Source organism: Breznakia blatticola (genome assembly GCF_004365815.1).
Classification (GTDB): Bacteria; Bacillota_I; Bacilli_A; order Erysipelotrichales; family Erysipelotrichaceae; genus Breznakia; species Breznakia blatticola.
Genome location: NZ_SODD01000003.1, coordinates 96,118 through 114,285, shown reverse-complemented (window position 1 = coordinate 114,285; position 18,168 = coordinate 96,118). Strand labels below are relative to the sequence as shown.

Below are 18,168 nucleotides of genomic sequence, written 5' to 3'. Positions count from 1 at the left end.
TTACCATCACAAGAAATGCTTTAAAGACACATAAATTATTCAGTACTTATCAGTGATTTATCGAGACTTGGTATGCACTGGTTGAATTAAGCCAAAGTAAATCAACAATAAAATTACATAAAGGAGAAAGGACACAATTATGAGAGTTTTAATTTCATGTGCAAATGGATCAGGCACAAGTTTGATGCTTCAAAAAAGTGCAAACAAAGGATTAACAGATATGGGATTTGAAATTACAAAAATTCACCACTGTTCAATCGCAGAAGGAAAATCATCAGCATCACAATACGATGTAGTATTTACGCCAATGAACTTCCTAAATATGTTTGACGATGCAAAAAAGAAAGGGATTACAGTTATTGGAATTCGTAACGTAATGTCTGCAAAAGAAGTTCAAGAAAAAGTTGCTGAAACTGACTTAGAACAACGTTTCAAGAAGTAAAACATGAAAGGCTGTCACGTTGGTGATAGCCTTTCTTCAAATAGGAGGGTGTATGAAAATAACAAAAAAACATTTGGATGAGATGTATCGATGCTACTGTGCAAGCTCAACAAACATTGATAATGACTTGCATATCTTTTTAGCAAGTGAGGAACAAGGATATCCTTGTTATGACTATAGTGGAGAAAGCTTTGAGACAAAAAAAGTAGTATGGCAAGAAGGTGGAGGGACAATGTCAATCATACCTTTACCAAATAAAAGCAATGAGTTTTTAGCAGTCATGGATTTTTATTTAAAAGTTTCACCAAGTAAAGCCAAAATCGTTTGGGGAAAATATGAAAATGGAGAATGGAAAGTAAAAGATCTATTCTATTTACCATACTTACACCGCTTTGATATTTATCGAGTGGATGGTGTGAACTACTTTATTGGTGCAACAATTGCTGAAACAAAGGAAAACAAAGAAGACTGGAGTAAACCAGGGAAAATTTATACAGCCATTCTTCCAGATGATTTAGAGCAACCCATTGAACTAACCGAACTAGTTGGTGGATTGTTTAGAAATCATGGATATACAAGACACTATGAAAATGATATGCCTGTAGGTTACTTTGGAAGTGATCAAGGAATCTTAAAAGTTACACCTCCTAAAAAACAAGGAGAAGCTTGGAAAACTGAAAAGATCATGGATGGCACAATTAGTGAAATCGCAATTATTGATATCGATAACGATGGTGAAGATGAAATTATGACAATTGAACCATTCCATGGAAATGCAATTAAAATCTATAAAAAAGTAGATGGAAACTATAAAGAAGTATATAGCTATCAAAATGAAATTGATTTTGCACATACACTTGTTGGTTGTACACTTCGAGGTGTAAATACCTTCTTAGCAGGGGTACGTCGTAAAGATGCAGAAATCTTCTATGTGCAATATAAAGATGGGGCATTTGTGACTGAAGTTCTTGAAAAAGGATGTGGACCAGCAAACTTAGCAGTCGTGAACGAAGAAAATCGAGATATTATTATTGCGGCAAACCATACATGTAATGAAGCTGCTGTCTACATCGTGGAGGATTAGTATGTTTGAACAGATGAAACAAAGAGTTTTAGAAGCAAACTTATTGCTTCCAAAATATGGCTTGATTACCTTTACTTGGGGAAATGTATCCGAAATTGATCGTGAACGTAAAGTCATTGCGATTAAACCAAGTGGTGTAGAGTATGGTGCGATGCGTGCTGAAGATATCGTTATTTGTGATTTAGATGGAAATGTAATTGAAGGAACCTTAAACCCTTCAAGTGATTTGATGACACATGTTCAGTTTTATAAAAACTTTCCAAATATTGGAGGAGTTGTACATACACATTCACGTTGGGCGACTTCTTGGGCACAGGCAGGTAAAGATATTCCAGCATTAGGTACAACACAAGCGGATTACTTCTATGGAGATATTCCATGTACAAGAAAAATGACAAATGATGAAATTCAAGGTGCATATGAAGAAGAAACAGGAAAAGTAATCGTTGAATGTTTCCATGAAAGAAATATAAATGCAGATGAGATGCCTGGAGTACTTGTTCATAGTCATGGTCCATTTACATGGGGAAAAGATGGTTTTGATGCTGTCCATAATGCAGTTGTAATGGAAGAGTGTGCGATGATGGCATTTACAGCAACCCAACTTTGTAATCATGAAATAGAACCAATGCAACCAGAACTTCTTGATAAGCATTACTTACGTAAACATGGAGCAGGTGCATATTATGGTCAAAAATAGAAGATATCAACTTGGATTATATGAGAAAGCTATACCAAATGATCAAAGTATTATTGAAAAGCTTAAACTTGCCAAAGAAAGTGGTTTTGATTATTTAGAATTGAGTATCGATGAGACAGATGAAAAATTACGTCGCATTGATATGCCACAAAGTGAAAGAGAAGCATTACTTGATGCAATGATTCACTTAGATATGCGTATTAATTCAATTTGTTTAAGTGGTCATCGTAAATATCCACTTGGTCATAAAGATACAGAAATGCAAGCAAAGTCATTAGAGATCATGTTAAAAGCGATTAAACTTGCTAGTGATTTAGGTGTCCGTGTTATTCAACTTGCAGGGTATGATGTATATTACGAACAAGGCGATGCAAAAACAAAAGAGATCTTCATACAGAATTTAAAAGAAGCTGCACAGATGGCAAGTTATTATGGAGTATTACTTGGTTTTGAAACGATGGAAACTTCATTTATGGACACCGTTGAAAAAAGTATGGAATATGTCCGTTTAGTTGATAATCCATATTTAGGTGTTTATCCAGATATTGGAAATTTAAAAAATGCGAGTTTGCTTTACCATGGAGATGTGAATACAGATTTACTAACTGGAAAAGGCCATATAGTAGCAGCACATTTAAAGGAAACCATTCCTGGACATTATCGAGAAATTCCGTTTGGAACAGGTCATACAGAATTTAAACACAATATTGAATTACTAAAGGATATGGGTGTCCGTTTATTTGTAGGTGAATTTTGGTACACGGGCAGTCATACATGGAAAGAAGATTTAAAAGAAGCAAATACATTCCTTCGCGAAAAGTTAGACCATGTCTTTTATGGACAAGGCGATCGAATGTAATATGAAGGATATAGCTCTTGTTGTATGTGATATGGATGGAACACTGCTAAATGATAAGCAAGAATTAGATGCAAATATACGTTCTATGATTGAGTGGTTAAATCAAAAACAGATACATTTTACGCTAGCGACTGGTCGCAATATTCATATTGTTCGTCCATATCTTGAACAATTGAAACTTTCGCTACCTATCATCTGCAATAATGGTGCAAATGTATATGATAGTGAAGGAAAATGTATCATGCAATATTCAATTGATCCAAAAGATGTACAATATGCATTGAAACAGTGTGAATTATTTCATGCAGCTTGTATTGTATACACAACAGATGCAATCTATTATGATGAAAATCCAAAGTTAGATGCAATTGCTAGACGTTTAAAAGGAAAAGTTCATGCATATCCATTAGCACAGTTTTCTTTGCAGTCTACAGATGTGATGAAGATGGTTGTGATTCATAGCTATGAAGAGGGAATGGATGACTTAATGAAAACCATCAACCATGGTTGTACGTATGCACAACTTGTACGCTCAGAAGGAGATGTACATACGTTTTCTAGCAAAGATGCAACCAAGGGGAAGGCACTATCCTATGTATGTGAGAAGTTATCAATACCAATGGAACAGACACTTGTTTTTGGTGATAATTACAATGACATTAGTATGTTTAAGCAAGCAGGATATAGTGTGGCTATGCTAAATGCGGATGCACTAGTAAAGAAATATGCAACTTTCATTAGTGATGAAGATAACAATCATCAAGGAGTATCAAAATTTATCCTAGACAGAATAAAGTAAAAGAAGTTAGATTTCTCAAGACGAGAAACTAACTTTTTTTGTAATGGTAACTATCTTAGATGAAAAAAGCACTGTATGATTAGTAACTATAAAATCACTATGTTATGCTTTTGATGGAGGAAGAACTATGTATGCATGGGAATCAATTCAGTTTGTTTTAGATTATATTGAAGATCATTTACGTGATGAGATAACAATTGAGCAATTGGCTAATGTTGCCTATTTATCACCATTTTACTTTCAACGACTATTTCATAAACTGGTAAAAGTACCCGTGTATGAATATATACGGCTTAGACGTTTGGCAGCAACTTGTAAACTATTACAAACAACAAAACAAAGTATTATTGATATAGCGTGTACGTATCAGTTTTCGAATCAAAGTAATTTCACGCGTGCTTTTAAAAAAGCATATGGAATCACACCAAGTAAAATGAGGTCGACACAAACGATTGTAAATCAATATGAAAAACCAGATTTATTATTACACTATGTTATGGTAGACGAAGGTGTACCACTTATCAGTGATGGGATTGTATTGGAAGTGAATCGCAAGAAAGTAGATGAAACGAATTATATACTAGGGTTTGTAAAAGAGATCCCTATTACTGATATCATGGGAGGACAGGACACAGGAGTATCTATCACTGGGGAACTGTGGGATACATTTCATAAGTTAAAACATACAATACCTGGATTAACTGTAAATGGTAAAGAGTGTGGTGTAGTGTTTGCACAAGGTGCAAAAGAAGGACATTGCTTTTATTTGGCAGGAGCAGAAGCAATGACAAATCAAACGATAGATAATCTTTATTGTTTTGAAATGCCAGCACAAAACTATATTGTGTATAACTTTGAAGCAGAAACTTTTTATGAACTTGTGACATCTGCTGAATATAAAGCACAAGTGTTTATGTCACATTGGATGAAAAAACATGAACTTGAAAGAGGATTGTTTGCTGTAGAAAAATACAGTGATACTTCAAAATCACCTGCAAATATAGAAACATGGTTAGATTACCGAAAGATTTATAAAACAGAAAGGAATAAATAACATGGCACAAGTTGCAAATATAACAATTCAACAGCAACCTGAACGATACTTTGTATCGATTCGAAAAAACATTCATTTTTTTAATGAGTATGCTGATTTTCTAGGAAAATCAATTCATACATTATTACCAATGATTGAGCAAAATAATACATATCCAAGTAGTGGATTAACCGTATGTTTCCATAATATGGAGTTAGAGAATTTGGATGTAGAAGTGGGCTATGTAGTAGCCAGTCAGTTAGAAATAAATGGGGATGTTTTACTCACAAAACAACCATCACGAAGTATTGTTCTTGCTATTGATAGAGGTCCATATGAAAAACAAGATCCCACTTTAGAAGCACTGATGCAGTGGATAAATAATCATGGATATGAAATGGATGGTGGGATTTATTACCATTATTTAAATGGTGAAGAGCAAGATGTAGAAGAATATCTAACACAGATGTACATTCCCATAGTAAAAAGTATATAGACATAAAGAAAAGAAGTTAGTTCAAATCATCATCAACTAACTTCTTTTGTTTAAATTATTTAGCAGCTTGTCCTTTTTCAATTAATGTTAAGTCATTAACTGTTTCAACCGTGTATTTTCCATCTTTATATGTAATTTTTTGGATACTTGCATTTTTTGGACCACCGAAAGGAATATCAGCTTCTTTTCCATTATCAAGTTCAGCAACGATTGTAGTAATTGTCATACCGTGAGATACAACTAATACATTTTTTGAACCATTTTTCTGTGCATTTTCTGCAATTTCTTTTATTGAACCAACAGAACGATCTGCAATAGTTTGATAGTCTTCTGCTGGCCAGTTAACACCTTCTTCAACTCTTTCTTTGTCTACTTTAGAGATGTTATCTGCAAACATTTTGATTCCTTCATACCATCCAAGTTCTTGCATTTTTGCCATCCATTCTTCAGGTGTTTGACCAATTGCTTTTGCTAATTCAGATTGCATTTCTTCATTCATCATTCCTTCGAATGTACCAAAATTATATTCACGAAGTCCTTGATGTTTTGAAAGTGAAGAAATTAAATCTTCTTGTCCATTGTTTTTCAGAATTACTTCAGCTGTCTCAATTGCACGTCCTGAATCACTTGAATGCACTTCATCAAATTCGATTCCTTCTTCTTTTAACCCTTTTCCTAAGAATTCAGCTACTTCAACACCAGCAGGTGTAAGTGGAGCATCAATCCATCCTTGTGAACGGTCAATCGTATTTAACATCGTTTTCCCATGTCGTGTTAAATAGATGACTACCTCATCACTTTCTTTTTTTGCCGTTTCTTTTTCGTTGTCTGTGTTGCTAGCACATCCTGCTAGTAATGTGACTAACACGAAAAACGACAATAAAACCTTTTGCATTTTTTTCATATCTAGCCTCCTCTGATCTCTCTCTGGTAGTATGGTATTCTTTGTTATTCCAAATAAAAAAACCTACATTTATCAAAAGAGTGATGCATAGAACAACAAATTTGAAAGATGTAGGTTTAGCTTATATTTATTGTATACATATAATAACAACGAACGATAATAACTACCCTAGCTGTATGGTAGCATAGTGCTACTGGGGAGTCAACACCAAAATGTAAGCGTTATCATATGAAGCGGATATACTATAGATATGTATTTACTTTGTTTGCGATAGCTTGACTATCAAGTCCGTATTTCTTTAATAGATCTGCAGGTTTTCCTGATTCTCCAAATGTGTCATTAACTCCCATACAAACAACTGGACATAGGTTGTGTTCTGCTAAGGCTTCTACAACCGCTCCTCCTAGTCCCCCAATGATACTGTGTTCTTCAATTGTCACAATTACATCATGTGTTTTTGCTAGATCAATTAATAAGTCTGTATCAATTGGTTTGATGGTTGGCATATTGACGATTGTCGGGTTTCCTTCATATAAGTCTTTTGCACCTAGTGCTTCTTGCACCATCATTCCTGTAGCTACAATGGCAACTTTTTCTCCCTTATTAAGGATGACTCCTTTTCCAAGTTCAAATGTATAGTCTTCATAGTTCACTCTTTCGACTCCAGAACGTCCAAGTCTTACATAACATGGTCCATCAATATCATATACTGCATTGATAATTGCTGCGGTTTCAATATCATCACATGGTTGGAATACTTTCATATTTGGAATTGCACGCATCAATGCGATATCTTCAACACTTTGGTGACTTGCTCCATCTTCTCCAACGGTTAATCCTGCATGCGTCGCACATACTTTTACATTTAGGTTTGGATAACAGATAGAGTTACGAATTTGTTCGAATGCTCTTCCTGCTGCAAACATTGCAAAACTAGATGCGTATACAACTTTATTACTTGCTGCAAGTCCTGCTGCTACACTCATCATATTTCCTTCAGCAATCCCCATGTTGAAGTGATGGTCAGCTCTTGCATTTTTTGCATCAATTGTTTTTGTACTTTTCGTTAAGTCTGCATCTAGTACGATAACATTATCTTTCTCAACGATTAACTTCGCTAAGGTTTTTCCGTATGCTTCTCTTGTTGCTACTTTTGCCATTACTTACTACCTCCACATAAACATTCCATTGCTGCTTCGTATTGCTCCTTATTTGGTGCAACACCATGCCATCCATAGTCACCTTCCATGAAACTTACACATTTTCCTTTTGTGGTTTTTGCTAGAATCATTGTTGGTTTTCCTTTGCAATTTCTTGCTTCATCAAACCCACGACGAATGTCATCAAAATCATGTCCGTCAATGTGTACAACATTCCAACCGAATGCCGCAAATTTTTCATCAATTGGTGTTGGATTCATAACATCTGTAATGTTTCCATCGATTTGTAGTCCATTAAAGTCTACAACTGCACATAGATTATCAAGTTTATAGTGTGCTGCTGCCATAGCTGCTTCCCATACTTGACCTTCTTCACATTCACCATCTCCAAGCATTGCATATACTCGGTTTGGTGAGTTATCTACTTTATTTGCAATTGCCATTCCTACTGCACATGAGATCCCTTGTCCCAATGATCCAGTAGACATATCTACACCTTCTACATAATTCATGTTTGGGTGTCCTTGTAGTTTTGAATCTACTTGTCTGAATGTTGGAATTAAGTCAGTAGAGATAATACCTTTCTCCATTAAAATTCCATATAACAATGGTGAAGCGTGTCCTTTACTTAAGACAAAACGATCACGATTGTTTGATGAAGCATTATCAGTATTGATATTCATTTCATCGAAATACAAGTAAGTAATGATGTCTGCACCACTTAATGAACCACCTGGGTGTCCTGATTGTGCTGCATAGACCATGTCAATGATGTTCTTACGAACGTTTGTTGCGTGTTCTTTTAAACTCATGCTAGTCCTCCTCTATGTCCTTTTCTATTTTATCATTCATGGGTATACGATTCATCAATATACATGAACAATATGTTAGTTTTATGATTATTTGTTTTGGTTATGAATTATATAAGCAAAAATGGGTAGGAAAAGAATTTGAAGTAATCATAAAATAAGTAGTTATGATTGTTCTGCAAACAAAAATCGAGACAAAAAAACAGTCCTTATCGTACAACTTGAGAGTCATACAATGTTGGAGACTGTTTCTTTATTTGTTTATATATGTTGGAAAGAATGTAGCAAGATATTCACGTAAGTTTTTATCACACACATACAGATATGTTCCACGGATTCCACGTGTTAACATCGTTATGTAAGCATTTATAATGTATGAAGCAATTTCTTTATCAGAGGTTACACCAGCTTTTGCTTTTTTATCATAAAAGTTTTGCTTATCTGTATAGATTTTTTGAAGAACAGGATCGTATTTAATATCTTCTCCAAGAATGATCGCAGCATAGTTTAAATCATATCCTTGAATTGTATGTATACAACCAATTTCATTGATGGAGTTTTTTGAGTTCACCCAATCCTCGTTTACAGTGTTCCATATATAGGAATGGTTATCAATTGTAATATCATGTTTGGATTGATCTTTCTTACTTACCCAATCCCATGCATATCCGCTAACTGTACGACAAAGTCCAAGTTCTTCATTCTTGGATTTGATTGCTTGAATCATGATGTCAATATCATCAAATAGACAAACATCATAAGCATCAAATTCTTTTGGTTTTGGATGGTTGTTGTTGAAGATATCTTTGATGTATTTAACATAAACATCTCCACCAATAACACGCATTTGTGAGAATAAGAAGAGATCTAAATGGTCTTCTCTATTTATAATTTTCTTGAATTCATCGTGTCGAACATCTGTTGGACGAACCGATTGATTCTTATCATAAAACAGAATTTGATATTTTGAAGATTTCATAATCCAGTCAAGTTCAGTTCCATTATCATCTAAACCTAAACGTTTATTTGTTGCATCGAAGGCACCATAACCCGTTAGGTTTTTTCTTCGTTTTAAACGATGTGCTTCATCAACGATTAGAATATCAAAATTCTCTTTGGTTGCTTGTGATGGTGTAATTACCATATTTGCTTGTAATCCTTGAATGTCTTTAAATACGTTACGAATAGTTCTACGTAATGATGACATAGGTACAACAAAACCAACTTTGAGTGATCTGTTTTCTTGTTTAAGCGTTTTAAGTGCATTAACTTCTTCGCTTGCAAATCCTTCAAGTGATAAACGATCAGCAAATAAATCGGTAAGTAGTTTAACTAAATAAATGGCTAAAACCGTTTTTCCAGTTCCTGCTTCTCCTTGAATAAGGTATGTTTGAGGTTCTTGATGTTTTGTACGTTGTGCTAAGTCTTGCAATATAACATCCACAGTACCAAATTGATCTTCTGTTAATGACTTATATGGTGAAAATTTGAATAAATCTTTATTGCGAATTTGGTCAATTCGTTCATTTGCCAAGTGTTTCTTTTTTAGGATACTCCATAATTCCTCAAATTTATGAGCGTAATGATCTTTTTGAAAATACATGTGGCTTTGTCCGGTATTTCCATTGATGATCGTATCAAAATGAGTATCTGCACTCATGTATTCAATAAGCAAGGATTCTAAGTGAAGTGTTGCTGATTTATGAAATTCTTCATCTGTAATAATATTCATTTGCTTTAGATAGTTTTTATCATCACTTTTTAAGTGTGTCTGCATACGTGTAATTGCATTGGAAGTTTCACCTATATACACATTATGATCATCATTTAATACGTATACAATTGGCCAGTTTTTCATAAATGCATTATTTGTTAATGCATTTACGGAATCCATTGTAAACGCATATTGATTTACTTTGATCTTACTAGAGCTCATTGTACTTCTTCGAACTACCTTTCGCTTTTTCAATTGGATATTTAATTGCATTTTTATCTATTTTATCATTCATGATTTCTGTAATGTTCATATGTAAACTATCTGCCAATTGAAATGCATAGCATAGAACATCTGCAAGTTCTTCAGCAACATGCTGTTTATTGAAGTTATCATTGTCCCACTGAAAACACTCAAGTAATTCAGCACTTTCAATCACAATAGACTTTGCTAGATTAGCTGGTTGATGATATTGATCCCAATCCCGATCCTGATTGAATTTTCTTAGTCTTTCCATGATTTCATTCATATGGATACCTCCGTTTGTTTAAAGTGTTTCACTTTGTGTTTTGCAATTGAGTAATAGGTATAAGCAATTGCACATCCGCAAAGTACATCGCTAGGATGATGCATTCCATAAACTACTCTTGAAGTTGTTACTAGTAATATATAGATAACAGATGTTGCAATTGCCACTTTCCGATGTTTCTTAAAGTAGAATGAATAGCATAATGTTAATGTTGCCCAATTACTGTGACCTGATGGAAATGATTTTGTAGTATCACTATTTTCAAAATAGGTCTTAAAGTCGTTAAAGTTCAATTCGAACCAAGGTGTGTAATAACTTGAATTATCCAAATTTGCATATGGACGAACACGACCCCATAGCATCTTAAAGAGTTCAACTGTGAGCAAAGCAGCAAGTATCGTGAAAATAACAATCCAAGCAGTTTTGACATATGCATCTAATTGCCTCCATTTAATACAGGCAAAGATAATACACAATGATAGGATGATATGTAATACCATGCCAATACCTGCAAGTGCCTCATAGAAATAGTAACTAGTAATAAAAAAGGATACTGTACACATAAGCATGGTTAAATATTGAAATTTTTTATTGTTGGTCTTGAAGTAGTGTACATAAAGTATCGTAGTGCTTAGAAATAGTAGGTAGCAACCAGGCAAGTAAGTAAACTTCTCAAAGAAAGCACCATAGATATTTCCCGGGTGATAAAGCAGTGTACACAATTGTTGATCAAAAACTGTGAAGATACTTAGTAACACCAGAAAGACAAAGATTTGTAGTTTATATTCCTTGAACATAATTTGTAATGTTTGTTTCATAAATGTATTATACATGATTTCGAATTGTGATACATAAATAAAAAAATCCCACATATGTGGGATATGATTTACGCAATTTTTGTGCGTGCAGTTTTAGCTTGTGGAATCAGTTGATATACAGCTCTTGCAATAAAGAAATCCACCATTGAGTGAACCACTGTTCCTACACCAACTAAACCAAATACAACATAGTAGAAGTTATCGACAGGTTGTCCATTTAAGTAGAATGGAAGCACAACGATTACTTCACAAATTGCATGAATTAATGATAGTACAAAGAATGCTAGTACACATTTTGTAGGGTTGTATAAAACTTCTGGTTTTTTAGCAAAATATACAGCACCTAGTAAGGCAAAGACGATGTGTGAACCTGCTCTAGCAACAACGGTAATTGGAAATCCGCCAAGTAAGAAACCAATTGTTGTACCAATAGCGACAGCAACAGTAACTCCTGGTGAAATAAACATTCCAATCATGATGGCAACATGACTAGCTAATGTAAATGAAGCTGGTTCAATTACAACTTTAATTGGTGAAAACATAGGAATCACAATTCCTACAGCAATTAGCATTGCTGATATAACCATTTTTTGAATTGCTTTTGATGATGAATTCATAATATATTCTCCTTCTGTAAATATAAGTGTCTTGACACATTATATCGGTATTTTTACTTGAACACAATACGATTTATTAAGAAAAATGAAGTAAGCGGTTTCACTTTTAAGAAATCAAAAAATCCAAAAAATAGATTTGTGTTACAATATTTGAATAACAGAGAGGTAGATTATGTTTAGTAAATTAGTAAATTTTAGAGATTTAGGGGATATCAAAACAATTGATGGAAAACGTGTTGCAAAGCATCGCTTATTGAGAAGTGGAGTACTATATGAACTTCCAGAAAATGAACAAAAAGAATTGTTAGATACATATCAACTAAAAGCAATTGTAGATTTTCGTGGGGATGATGAAATTGCAAAAAATCCAGATGATGTATTATCTGGAGTAAGTGAATACTACATCAATATCATGGAGAAAGATGTTAAAACAACATCCCAACAAAACTTAATGGATCAAATGAATACAAATGATTCACATGGTTTGATGCAAGGATTGTATCGCCAATTAATTGTGGATACATTTGCACAAAAACAATATCGTAAGTTCATTGACGTATTACTTAAACAAGATGAAGGATCTGTATTGTTTCACTGCCAAGCAGGAAAAGATCGTACTGGAATTGGAGCAGCGATTATCCTAACAATTCTTGGTGTATCTAAGGAAGATATCTTCACAGATTATTTAAAAACCATTGAAGGACGTAGAGAGGCAAACGAACAAATGGCACAAAAACTACGTGAAGCAGGAAAATCTGATATTGAAGTAGAACGCTTTTTAACATTAATGTCAGTAAGTGCAGATTTCTTAGAGGCAGCATTTGATGAAGCAGATAAGAAGTTTGGTTCATTTGATCAATACATCACAGATGCATTACAAGTAACGAATCAAGAACGTCAATTACTAAAAGATATGTATCTAGTCGACTAGTACATTATGTATTGTTTGAGCGTCTTGGTTGAAACCATAAATATACATGTTAGACTAAATATGAGGTCGAAAGACCAGGGATAAATTTAGGAGGAAATATTTATGGCAGACTTAAAAAACAAATTAGATGAATTAAAAGACAAAGCTGAAGACTTTGGAAAAGATGTTTCTGACAAAGCAAAAGAAGCAGCTGATAAAGTAAAAGATGCTGGTGAAGATGTTGCAGATAAAGCGAAATCTTTCGGTGAAGATGTTAAAGATAAAGCTGGAGATGTTAAAGATGCAGCTGAAGACAAAATCGATGAATTGAAAGATAAATTCAAGAAATAGTTGTAAATATCATTGCCCAAAAGGAGTAGAGCTACTCCTTTTTCTTTTGAAATCAGTGGAATAAATCAATATTTTAGTAACAATAGAGTTGTATTTTTATGGATCATTTTGTTCATGTTAATTTGCGTTGCTTGTCTCATAATAGGTATCGTGGTACTTTTGATTCATCAAAACAAAGGAGTGTAACGTATTATGTTTAGTGAGAATCTAAAAAACCTTAGAAAGCAAAATGGTTTTTCGCAAGAGGAATTAGCAACCAGACTTCATGTAGTCAGACAAACAATTTCAAAATGGGAGAAAAACTTATCTGTGCCAGATGCGGATACATTAATTCGTCTTGCAGAAATATTAGATGTGTCTGTTAGTGAATTGCTTGGTGCATCAGTTGAAAATGAAAAGTCTGCGGATGATATAGCAATACAACTATCTAGAATAAATGAGCAACTTGCAATTAAAAATCGACGCTCACGACGCATATGGAAAGTTGTTGGTATTACATTAGCAGTGATCGTTTTATTATATGTTTTTATGATGGTGTTTTTTAGTGCACAATACATTAGTGATACTGATCAAAATAAACAACAAATAATAACTGAAGAAACAGTAATTATAGATGATTAATTTGCAATGTATGCTGTTATTTTGAGGGTACTTTCTAGTGATTTCAATCATGAAAGTACATCCATTTTTTAAATAGTTGAAATCATAAATTTTAATTTGTTTGATATTTTATATTGACTTCATCTTTTGATTAATGCTATTATGCATGCAATCAAACCGATGAAGTGGAGATAACGTTAACGTGTGCACTACTAGAGAGCTTGGATGGTGGAAACAAGCAGAACGCAGCCTAGCAAATGGACCACAGAGGGCAAAGTGAAAAGCAAAGATGCTTAGTAGCTTCTGACGTGAATGCTTACGTAAGTAGCAAGAGATGTGATAGCATCTTACAAAGCGCATGTTTTTTTGTGAAACATGAAACAAGGTGGCACCGCGGTATAACCGTCCTTGACAAGATTTTTTGTCAGGGACGGTTTTTTGTCGATTAAGGAGAATATTATGAATTTCAATGTATCAAGATGTAGTTGGTGAATGGTTAATAACATGCACTTTTTAAAGATGTAACGGTTTGATTAACATTCAATTAGGAGAAATATATGACACAAATACAAATAGAAATGATACGAGAAAGTAAGAGGTATACAAAATGAAAGAAGGAAGATTTGGAGAACACGGAGGACAGTATATTCCAGAAGTGCTAATGGATGAAATTCATAAACTCACAGATTTTTATGAGAAAGTAAAACATGATGATATGTTCCAACAAGAACTAACAACACTACTCAATGAGTATGCAGGTAGACCAAGTTTGTTGTATGAGGCAAAACGTATGAGTGAAGATCTTGGTGGTGCAAAAATCTATCTAAAGCGTGAAGATTTAAATCATACAGGATCGCATAAGATTAATAATGTTCTTGGACAAGTTTTACTTGCTAAAAAGATGGGAAAAACAAGAGTGATTGCTGAAACAGGAGCAGGTCAACATGGGGTTGCTACAGCAACAGCGGCTGCGCTTATGGGAATGGAATGCGAGATTTTTATGGGTGAAGAGGATACAATTCGTCAAGCACTCAATGTGTATCGTATGGAACTATTAGGAGCAAAAGTACATGCAGTAACTTCAGGTACAAAAACACTAAAAGATGCAGTAAATGAAACCATGCGTGAGTGGGCAAGTCGGATGGAAGATACACATTATGTACTTGGAAGTGTGATGGGACCTCATCCATTTCCTATGATGGTGCGTGACTTTCAAGCAATTATTTCCAAGGAAATGAAAGCACAAATTTTAGAAAAAGAAGGAAAACTACCCAAAGCAGTAATTGCATGTATTGGTGGAGGGAGTAATGCGATTGGAAGTTTCTATCATTTTATTGAAGATGAGGATGTAAAACTAATTGGTTGTGAAGGTGCAGGAAAGGGAGTTAATACGAAATTACATGCAGCAACCGTGTCATCAAATGCACCAAAAGGAATTTTCCATGGAATGAAAAGTTATTTCTGTCAGGATGAAACTGGACAAATTGCCCCAGTATACTCTATTTCGGCAGGATTGGATTATCCAGGTGTAGGGCCTGAACATGCCCATTTGCATGATATTGGACGGGCTACGTATGTACCAATTACCGATGATGAAGCAGTTGATGCATTTCATTATCTATCAAAGATTGAAGGGATTATCCCAGCAATCGAAAGTAGTCATGCGATTGCATATGCAATAAAGTATGCACAAACATTGTCAATAGAAGATTGCATAATTGTGAATGTATCCGGTCGAGGAGATAAAGATGTTGCAGCGATTGCACGTTATAGGGGGATTGATCTACATGAATAAAATTACAAATGCATTGCAAAGCAAGAATTCGATAGTTGGATATATTACAGGTGGTGATGGAGGTATCCAAGCAAGTGTGAATCACATACTTGCACTTAGTGAAGCAGGGGCTAGTATGGTGATTATCGGAGTGCCATTCTCAGATCCTGTAGCAGAAGGTCCAGTCATTCAAAAAGCAAGTATGCGTGCATTGGATAGTGGAATTACAACTAAGGATATGTTTGTGATTGTTAATGAAGTGCGCAAACAAAGTAAGATACCACTTATTTTACAAACATATGCAAATCCGGTGTATATCTATGGATATGATGCATTTTTCAAACAATGCCAGGAAAGTGGAGTTGACGGATTGATTATTCCAGATATTCCTTTTGAAGAATGTGATGAGATTTCTTTGTATTGCAAACAATATGATGTCACACAAATATTTATGGTCTCTTCTTCTAGTGATAAACGAATTACGGATATCGTTAGTAAGGCAAGCGGTTGCTTATATGTTGTAGGTCATGATATATCATCTACGATTCAACAAGTTCGTGAAGTTAGTGAGATTCCAGTGATTATTGGCTACAATGATCAAAATCAAGTATCTTCGAATCATGTGAATGGAATCGTGATTGATACACCAATTGTTGAGATATGTGAAAAACATGAGAAAGATATGGATAAACAAATATTTGCGTATATACAAAAACGAGTAGTATCTAAATAAAACAAAGCAGCTGTGTTCAACATGGCTGCTTTGTGCAAAGAATAAAAATGTTAGATATGTCATAAAATCAAAGAAAGAATAAGATAGTTCTTTTCTATAAGGAATTTACATTTATACAATTGGCGTATATAATAAGGAACGTTATTGTAAAAAGGGGAATACATTTTATGATTAAAGAGTATATAAGAGATATGCGCAATGAGTTCTCTGGCTATAATGCATCCAAACTAACAAAGGATGTATTAGCAGGGATTACCGTTGCCGCAGTTGCCTTGCCACTAGCATTAGCATTTGGGGTAGCCAGTGGAATGGATGCAGCATCCGGTCTGATTACTGCCATTATGGCATCGTTTATTATTGGAACATTATCTGGTGCATCGTATCAAATATCTGGACCAACTGGAGCTATGGCTGCAATTTTGATTCCACTTGCCTCAAAGTATGGAATTAAAACAGTGCTTGTTGCTGGTGGACTATCCGGAGTAATTTTAATTATTGCTGGACTATTAAAAGCAGGTCGTGTGATTCAGTTTTTGCCCAAACCGATTATCACAGGATTTACTTCAGGGATTGCAGTTATTATTGCGCTAGGTCAAGTGGAAAACTTTCTTGGTGTTACAAGCCATGGAGAAAACGCACTTGAAAAAGTAGTTCACATTTTTACTGATGGGTTACAAGTCAATATGTATGCAGTGATAATTGGACTAGCAGTGATTGTCTTGATGACTGTATGGCCTAAAAAATGGCAAGCAAAAGTGCCTGCATCATTAGTATCGATTATTGTGATGGTGATTTTGCAAATGATATTTCAATTTCCAGTACATATGGTTGGTGATATTCCACAAACACTTATTCACGATATGCGCTTACTTCCTAGTGATCTATTTGGAATTCCATGGGATGTTGTATTGATGCCAGCGATTTCTATTGCTGCACTAGGGATGATTGAAAGCTTACTATGTGGAGCTGTGGCTGGAAAAATGTCTGGAGAGAAGTTGCGTAATGATCGTGAACTAATCGCCCAAGGAGTAGGAAATGCCTTGTTGCCTTTCTTTGGTGGAGTTCCTGCAACTGCAGCAATCGCAAGAACAAGCGTTGCAATTAAATCTGGTGCTTGTACACGAATGACGGGTTGGATTCAAGGACTTGTACTACTTTTATCAATGTTTTTACTTAGTCCATTTATGTCACAAATTCCAATGGCAGCACTTGCTGGAGTGTTGATGATGACGGCATGGCGTATGAATGAATGGGAAAGTATTCGTTATATTTTCTCACACCGATTCAAACAAGCAATTGTAAAATTTAGTGTGACATTAATCTGTACAGTAATCTTTGATTTAACTGTTGCAATTGCGGTTGGTTGTTTTATTGCGATGTTCTTATTTATAGTACGTGCCTCAAATATTGATGTGCAAGTTAGTGAGATTGATCCACTACGTTTTACTTCAAAAGAAGATTGTCCAACGGATGCACAAGTTGTATATATTACGGGACCTATTTTCTTTGGAACTGCTGAATCATTTGCTAAACAAATCCAACAAGCTAAAGGAAAGCATCTAATTTTATCTATGCGTGGAGTAGCAAATATTGATACATCAGGTGTTCAAGAGATTTTAAACTTCTGCAAGGAAAAACAGGAAGCAGGCGGTTCTGTACTGTTTTCCGGTGTACAGGATAAAGTGCGTGTATTCTTTGATCGCGCAGAAATTACAAAGCTTGTTGGTGAAGAAAACTTTTTCTGGGATACTACACAAGCACTGCAATATCTACAAACAAAATAACGAAAAGAAAAGATTGTTTATTCATTTTACCAACAGGGTTAGAAAGAAAACA

Annotated in this window: 20 protein-coding genes; 13 read left to right on the top strand and 7 right to left on the bottom strand. The window is 34.6% G+C overall.

Features of this window, described 5'->3' with window-relative positions:
* Window positions 1-139: 139 nt before the first annotated feature.
* The 7 genes from EDD63_RS01970 (at window position 140) to EDD63_RS01940 (ending at window position 5,413) form a co-directional block, all read left to right on the top strand.
* A complete protein-coding gene (locus tag EDD63_RS01970; protein ID WP_134167940.1) occupies window positions 140-442 on the top strand; it encodes a PTS sugar transporter subunit IIB in 303 nt (100 codons plus the stop codon).
* 52 nt (window positions 443-494) lie between these two features.
* Entirely contained in the window at window positions 495-1,526 is a 1,032-nt protein-coding gene (locus EDD63_RS01965; RefSeq protein WP_134167938.1) for a hypothetical protein, read from the top strand.
* A gap of 1 nt (window position 1,527) precedes the next feature.
* Window positions 1,528-2,226: an L-ribulose-5-phosphate 4-epimerase gene (locus tag EDD63_RS01960; protein WP_134167936.1), complete on the top strand. Its 699-nt coding sequence runs from the start codon at window positions 1,528-1,530 to the stop codon at window positions 2,224-2,226.
* Window positions 2,213-3,085 carry an L-ribulose-5-phosphate 3-epimerase gene (locus tag EDD63_RS01955; RefSeq protein WP_243833719.1) on the top strand — a complete coding sequence of 291 codons (873 nt, stop codon included), beginning with the start codon at window positions 2,213-2,215 and terminating at the stop codon, window positions 3,083-3,085. The genes EDD63_RS01960 and EDD63_RS01955 overlap by 14 nt, the downstream gene beginning before the upstream one ends.
* A 1-nt stretch (window position 3,086) precedes the next feature.
* Window positions 3,087-3,884, top strand: a complete 798-nt coding sequence (locus EDD63_RS01950) for an HAD family hydrolase (protein WP_166667511.1) — start codon at window positions 3,087-3,089, stop codon at window positions 3,882-3,884.
* A 127-nt stretch (window positions 3,885-4,011) separates the two neighbouring features.
* The gene (locus EDD63_RS01945) at window positions 4,012-4,938 is read left to right on the top strand and encodes an AraC family transcriptional regulator (RefSeq protein ID WP_134167930.1); all 927 of its coding nucleotides are present in this window, start codon (window positions 4,012-4,014) and stop codon (window positions 4,936-4,938) included.
* A 1-nt stretch (window position 4,939) separates the two neighbouring features.
* Entirely contained in the window at window positions 4,940-5,413 is a 474-nt protein-coding gene (locus EDD63_RS01940; protein WP_134167928.1) for a GyrI-like domain-containing protein, read from the top strand.
* Window positions 5,414-5,468: 55 nt separating this feature from the next.
* Here the strand turns inward: EDD63_RS01940 and EDD63_RS01935 are convergent, their stop codons facing one another.
* The 7 genes from EDD63_RS01935 to EDD63_RS01905 all read right to left on the bottom strand — a co-directional run bounded on the left by EDD63_RS01935 (window position 5,469) and on the right by EDD63_RS01905 (window position 11,964).
* On the bottom strand, window positions 5,469-6,317 hold the full coding sequence (locus EDD63_RS01935; RefSeq protein ID WP_134167926.1) for a histidine phosphatase family protein: 849 nt from the start codon (window positions 6,315-6,317) through the stop codon (window positions 5,469-5,471).
* A gap of 242 nt (window positions 6,318-6,559) precedes the next feature.
* Complete coding sequence (locus EDD63_RS01930) at window positions 6,560-7,477, bottom strand: transketolase family protein (RefSeq protein WP_134167924.1); 918 nt, start codon at window positions 7,475-7,477, stop codon at window positions 6,560-6,562.
* Window positions 7,477-8,289, bottom strand: coding sequence for a transketolase (locus EDD63_RS01925; RefSeq protein ID WP_134167921.1), 813 nt, complete (start codon window positions 8,287-8,289; stop codon window positions 7,477-7,479). Before EDD63_RS01925 ends, EDD63_RS01930 begins: the two co-directional genes overlap by 1 nt.
* Window positions 8,290-8,539: 250 nt before the next feature.
* A complete protein-coding gene (locus tag EDD63_RS01920; protein ID WP_166667510.1) occupies window positions 8,540-10,222 on the bottom strand; it encodes a DNA/RNA helicase domain-containing protein in 1,683 nt (560 codons plus the stop codon).
* Window positions 10,212-10,529, bottom strand: a complete 318-nt coding sequence (locus EDD63_RS01915) for a nucleotide pyrophosphohydrolase (protein ID WP_134167917.1) — start codon at window positions 10,527-10,529, stop codon at window positions 10,212-10,214. The genes EDD63_RS01920 and EDD63_RS01915 overlap by 11 nt, the downstream gene beginning before the upstream one ends.
* Complete coding sequence (locus EDD63_RS01910) at window positions 10,526-11,347, bottom strand: phosphatase PAP2 family protein (RefSeq protein ID WP_166667509.1); 822 nt, start codon at window positions 11,345-11,347, stop codon at window positions 10,526-10,528. The genes EDD63_RS01915 and EDD63_RS01910 overlap by 4 nt, the downstream gene beginning before the upstream one ends.
* Before the next feature lie 68 nt (window positions 11,348-11,415).
* Window positions 11,416-11,964, bottom strand: a complete 549-nt coding sequence (locus EDD63_RS01905) for a hypothetical protein (protein ID WP_134167913.1) — start codon at window positions 11,962-11,964, stop codon at window positions 11,416-11,418.
* A gap of 172 nt (window positions 11,965-12,136) precedes the next feature.
* Here EDD63_RS01905 and EDD63_RS01900 point away from each other — a divergent pair, with 172 nt between their 5' ends.
* The 6 genes from EDD63_RS01900 to EDD63_RS01875 all read left to right on the top strand — a co-directional run bounded on the left by EDD63_RS01900 (window position 12,137) and on the right by EDD63_RS01875 (window position 18,116).
* The gene (locus EDD63_RS01900; RefSeq protein ID WP_134167911.1) at window positions 12,137-12,895 is read left to right on the top strand and encodes a tyrosine-protein phosphatase; all 759 of its coding nucleotides are present in this window, start codon (window positions 12,137-12,139) and stop codon (window positions 12,893-12,895) included.
* A gap of 102 nt (window positions 12,896-12,997) precedes the next feature.
* Window positions 12,998-13,225 carry a YtxH domain-containing protein gene (locus EDD63_RS01895; RefSeq protein WP_134167909.1) on the top strand — a complete coding sequence of 76 codons (228 nt, stop codon included), beginning with the start codon at window positions 12,998-13,000 and terminating at the stop codon, window positions 13,223-13,225.
* A gap of 192 nt (window positions 13,226-13,417) precedes the next feature.
* Window positions 13,418-13,846 (top strand): helix-turn-helix domain-containing protein, encoded by a 429-nt coding sequence (locus EDD63_RS01890; RefSeq protein ID WP_134167907.1) that lies wholly within the window; start codon window positions 13,418-13,420, stop codon window positions 13,844-13,846.
* A 586-nt stretch (window positions 13,847-14,432) separates the two neighbouring features.
* A complete protein-coding gene (trpB, locus tag EDD63_RS01885; RefSeq protein ID WP_134167905.1) occupies window positions 14,433-15,620 on the top strand; it encodes a tryptophan synthase subunit beta in 1,188 nt (395 codons plus the stop codon).
* Window positions 15,613-16,332, top strand: coding sequence for a tryptophan synthase subunit alpha (gene trpA / locus EDD63_RS01880; protein ID WP_166667508.1), 720 nt, complete (start codon window positions 15,613-15,615; stop codon window positions 16,330-16,332). Before trpB ends, trpA begins: the two co-directional genes overlap by 8 nt.
* Window positions 16,333-16,499: 167 nt before the next feature.
* Window positions 16,500-18,116, top strand: coding sequence for a SulP family inorganic anion transporter (locus EDD63_RS01875; protein ID WP_134167901.1), 1,617 nt, complete (start codon window positions 16,500-16,502; stop codon window positions 18,114-18,116).
* Window positions 18,117-18,168 lie beyond the last annotated feature (52 nt).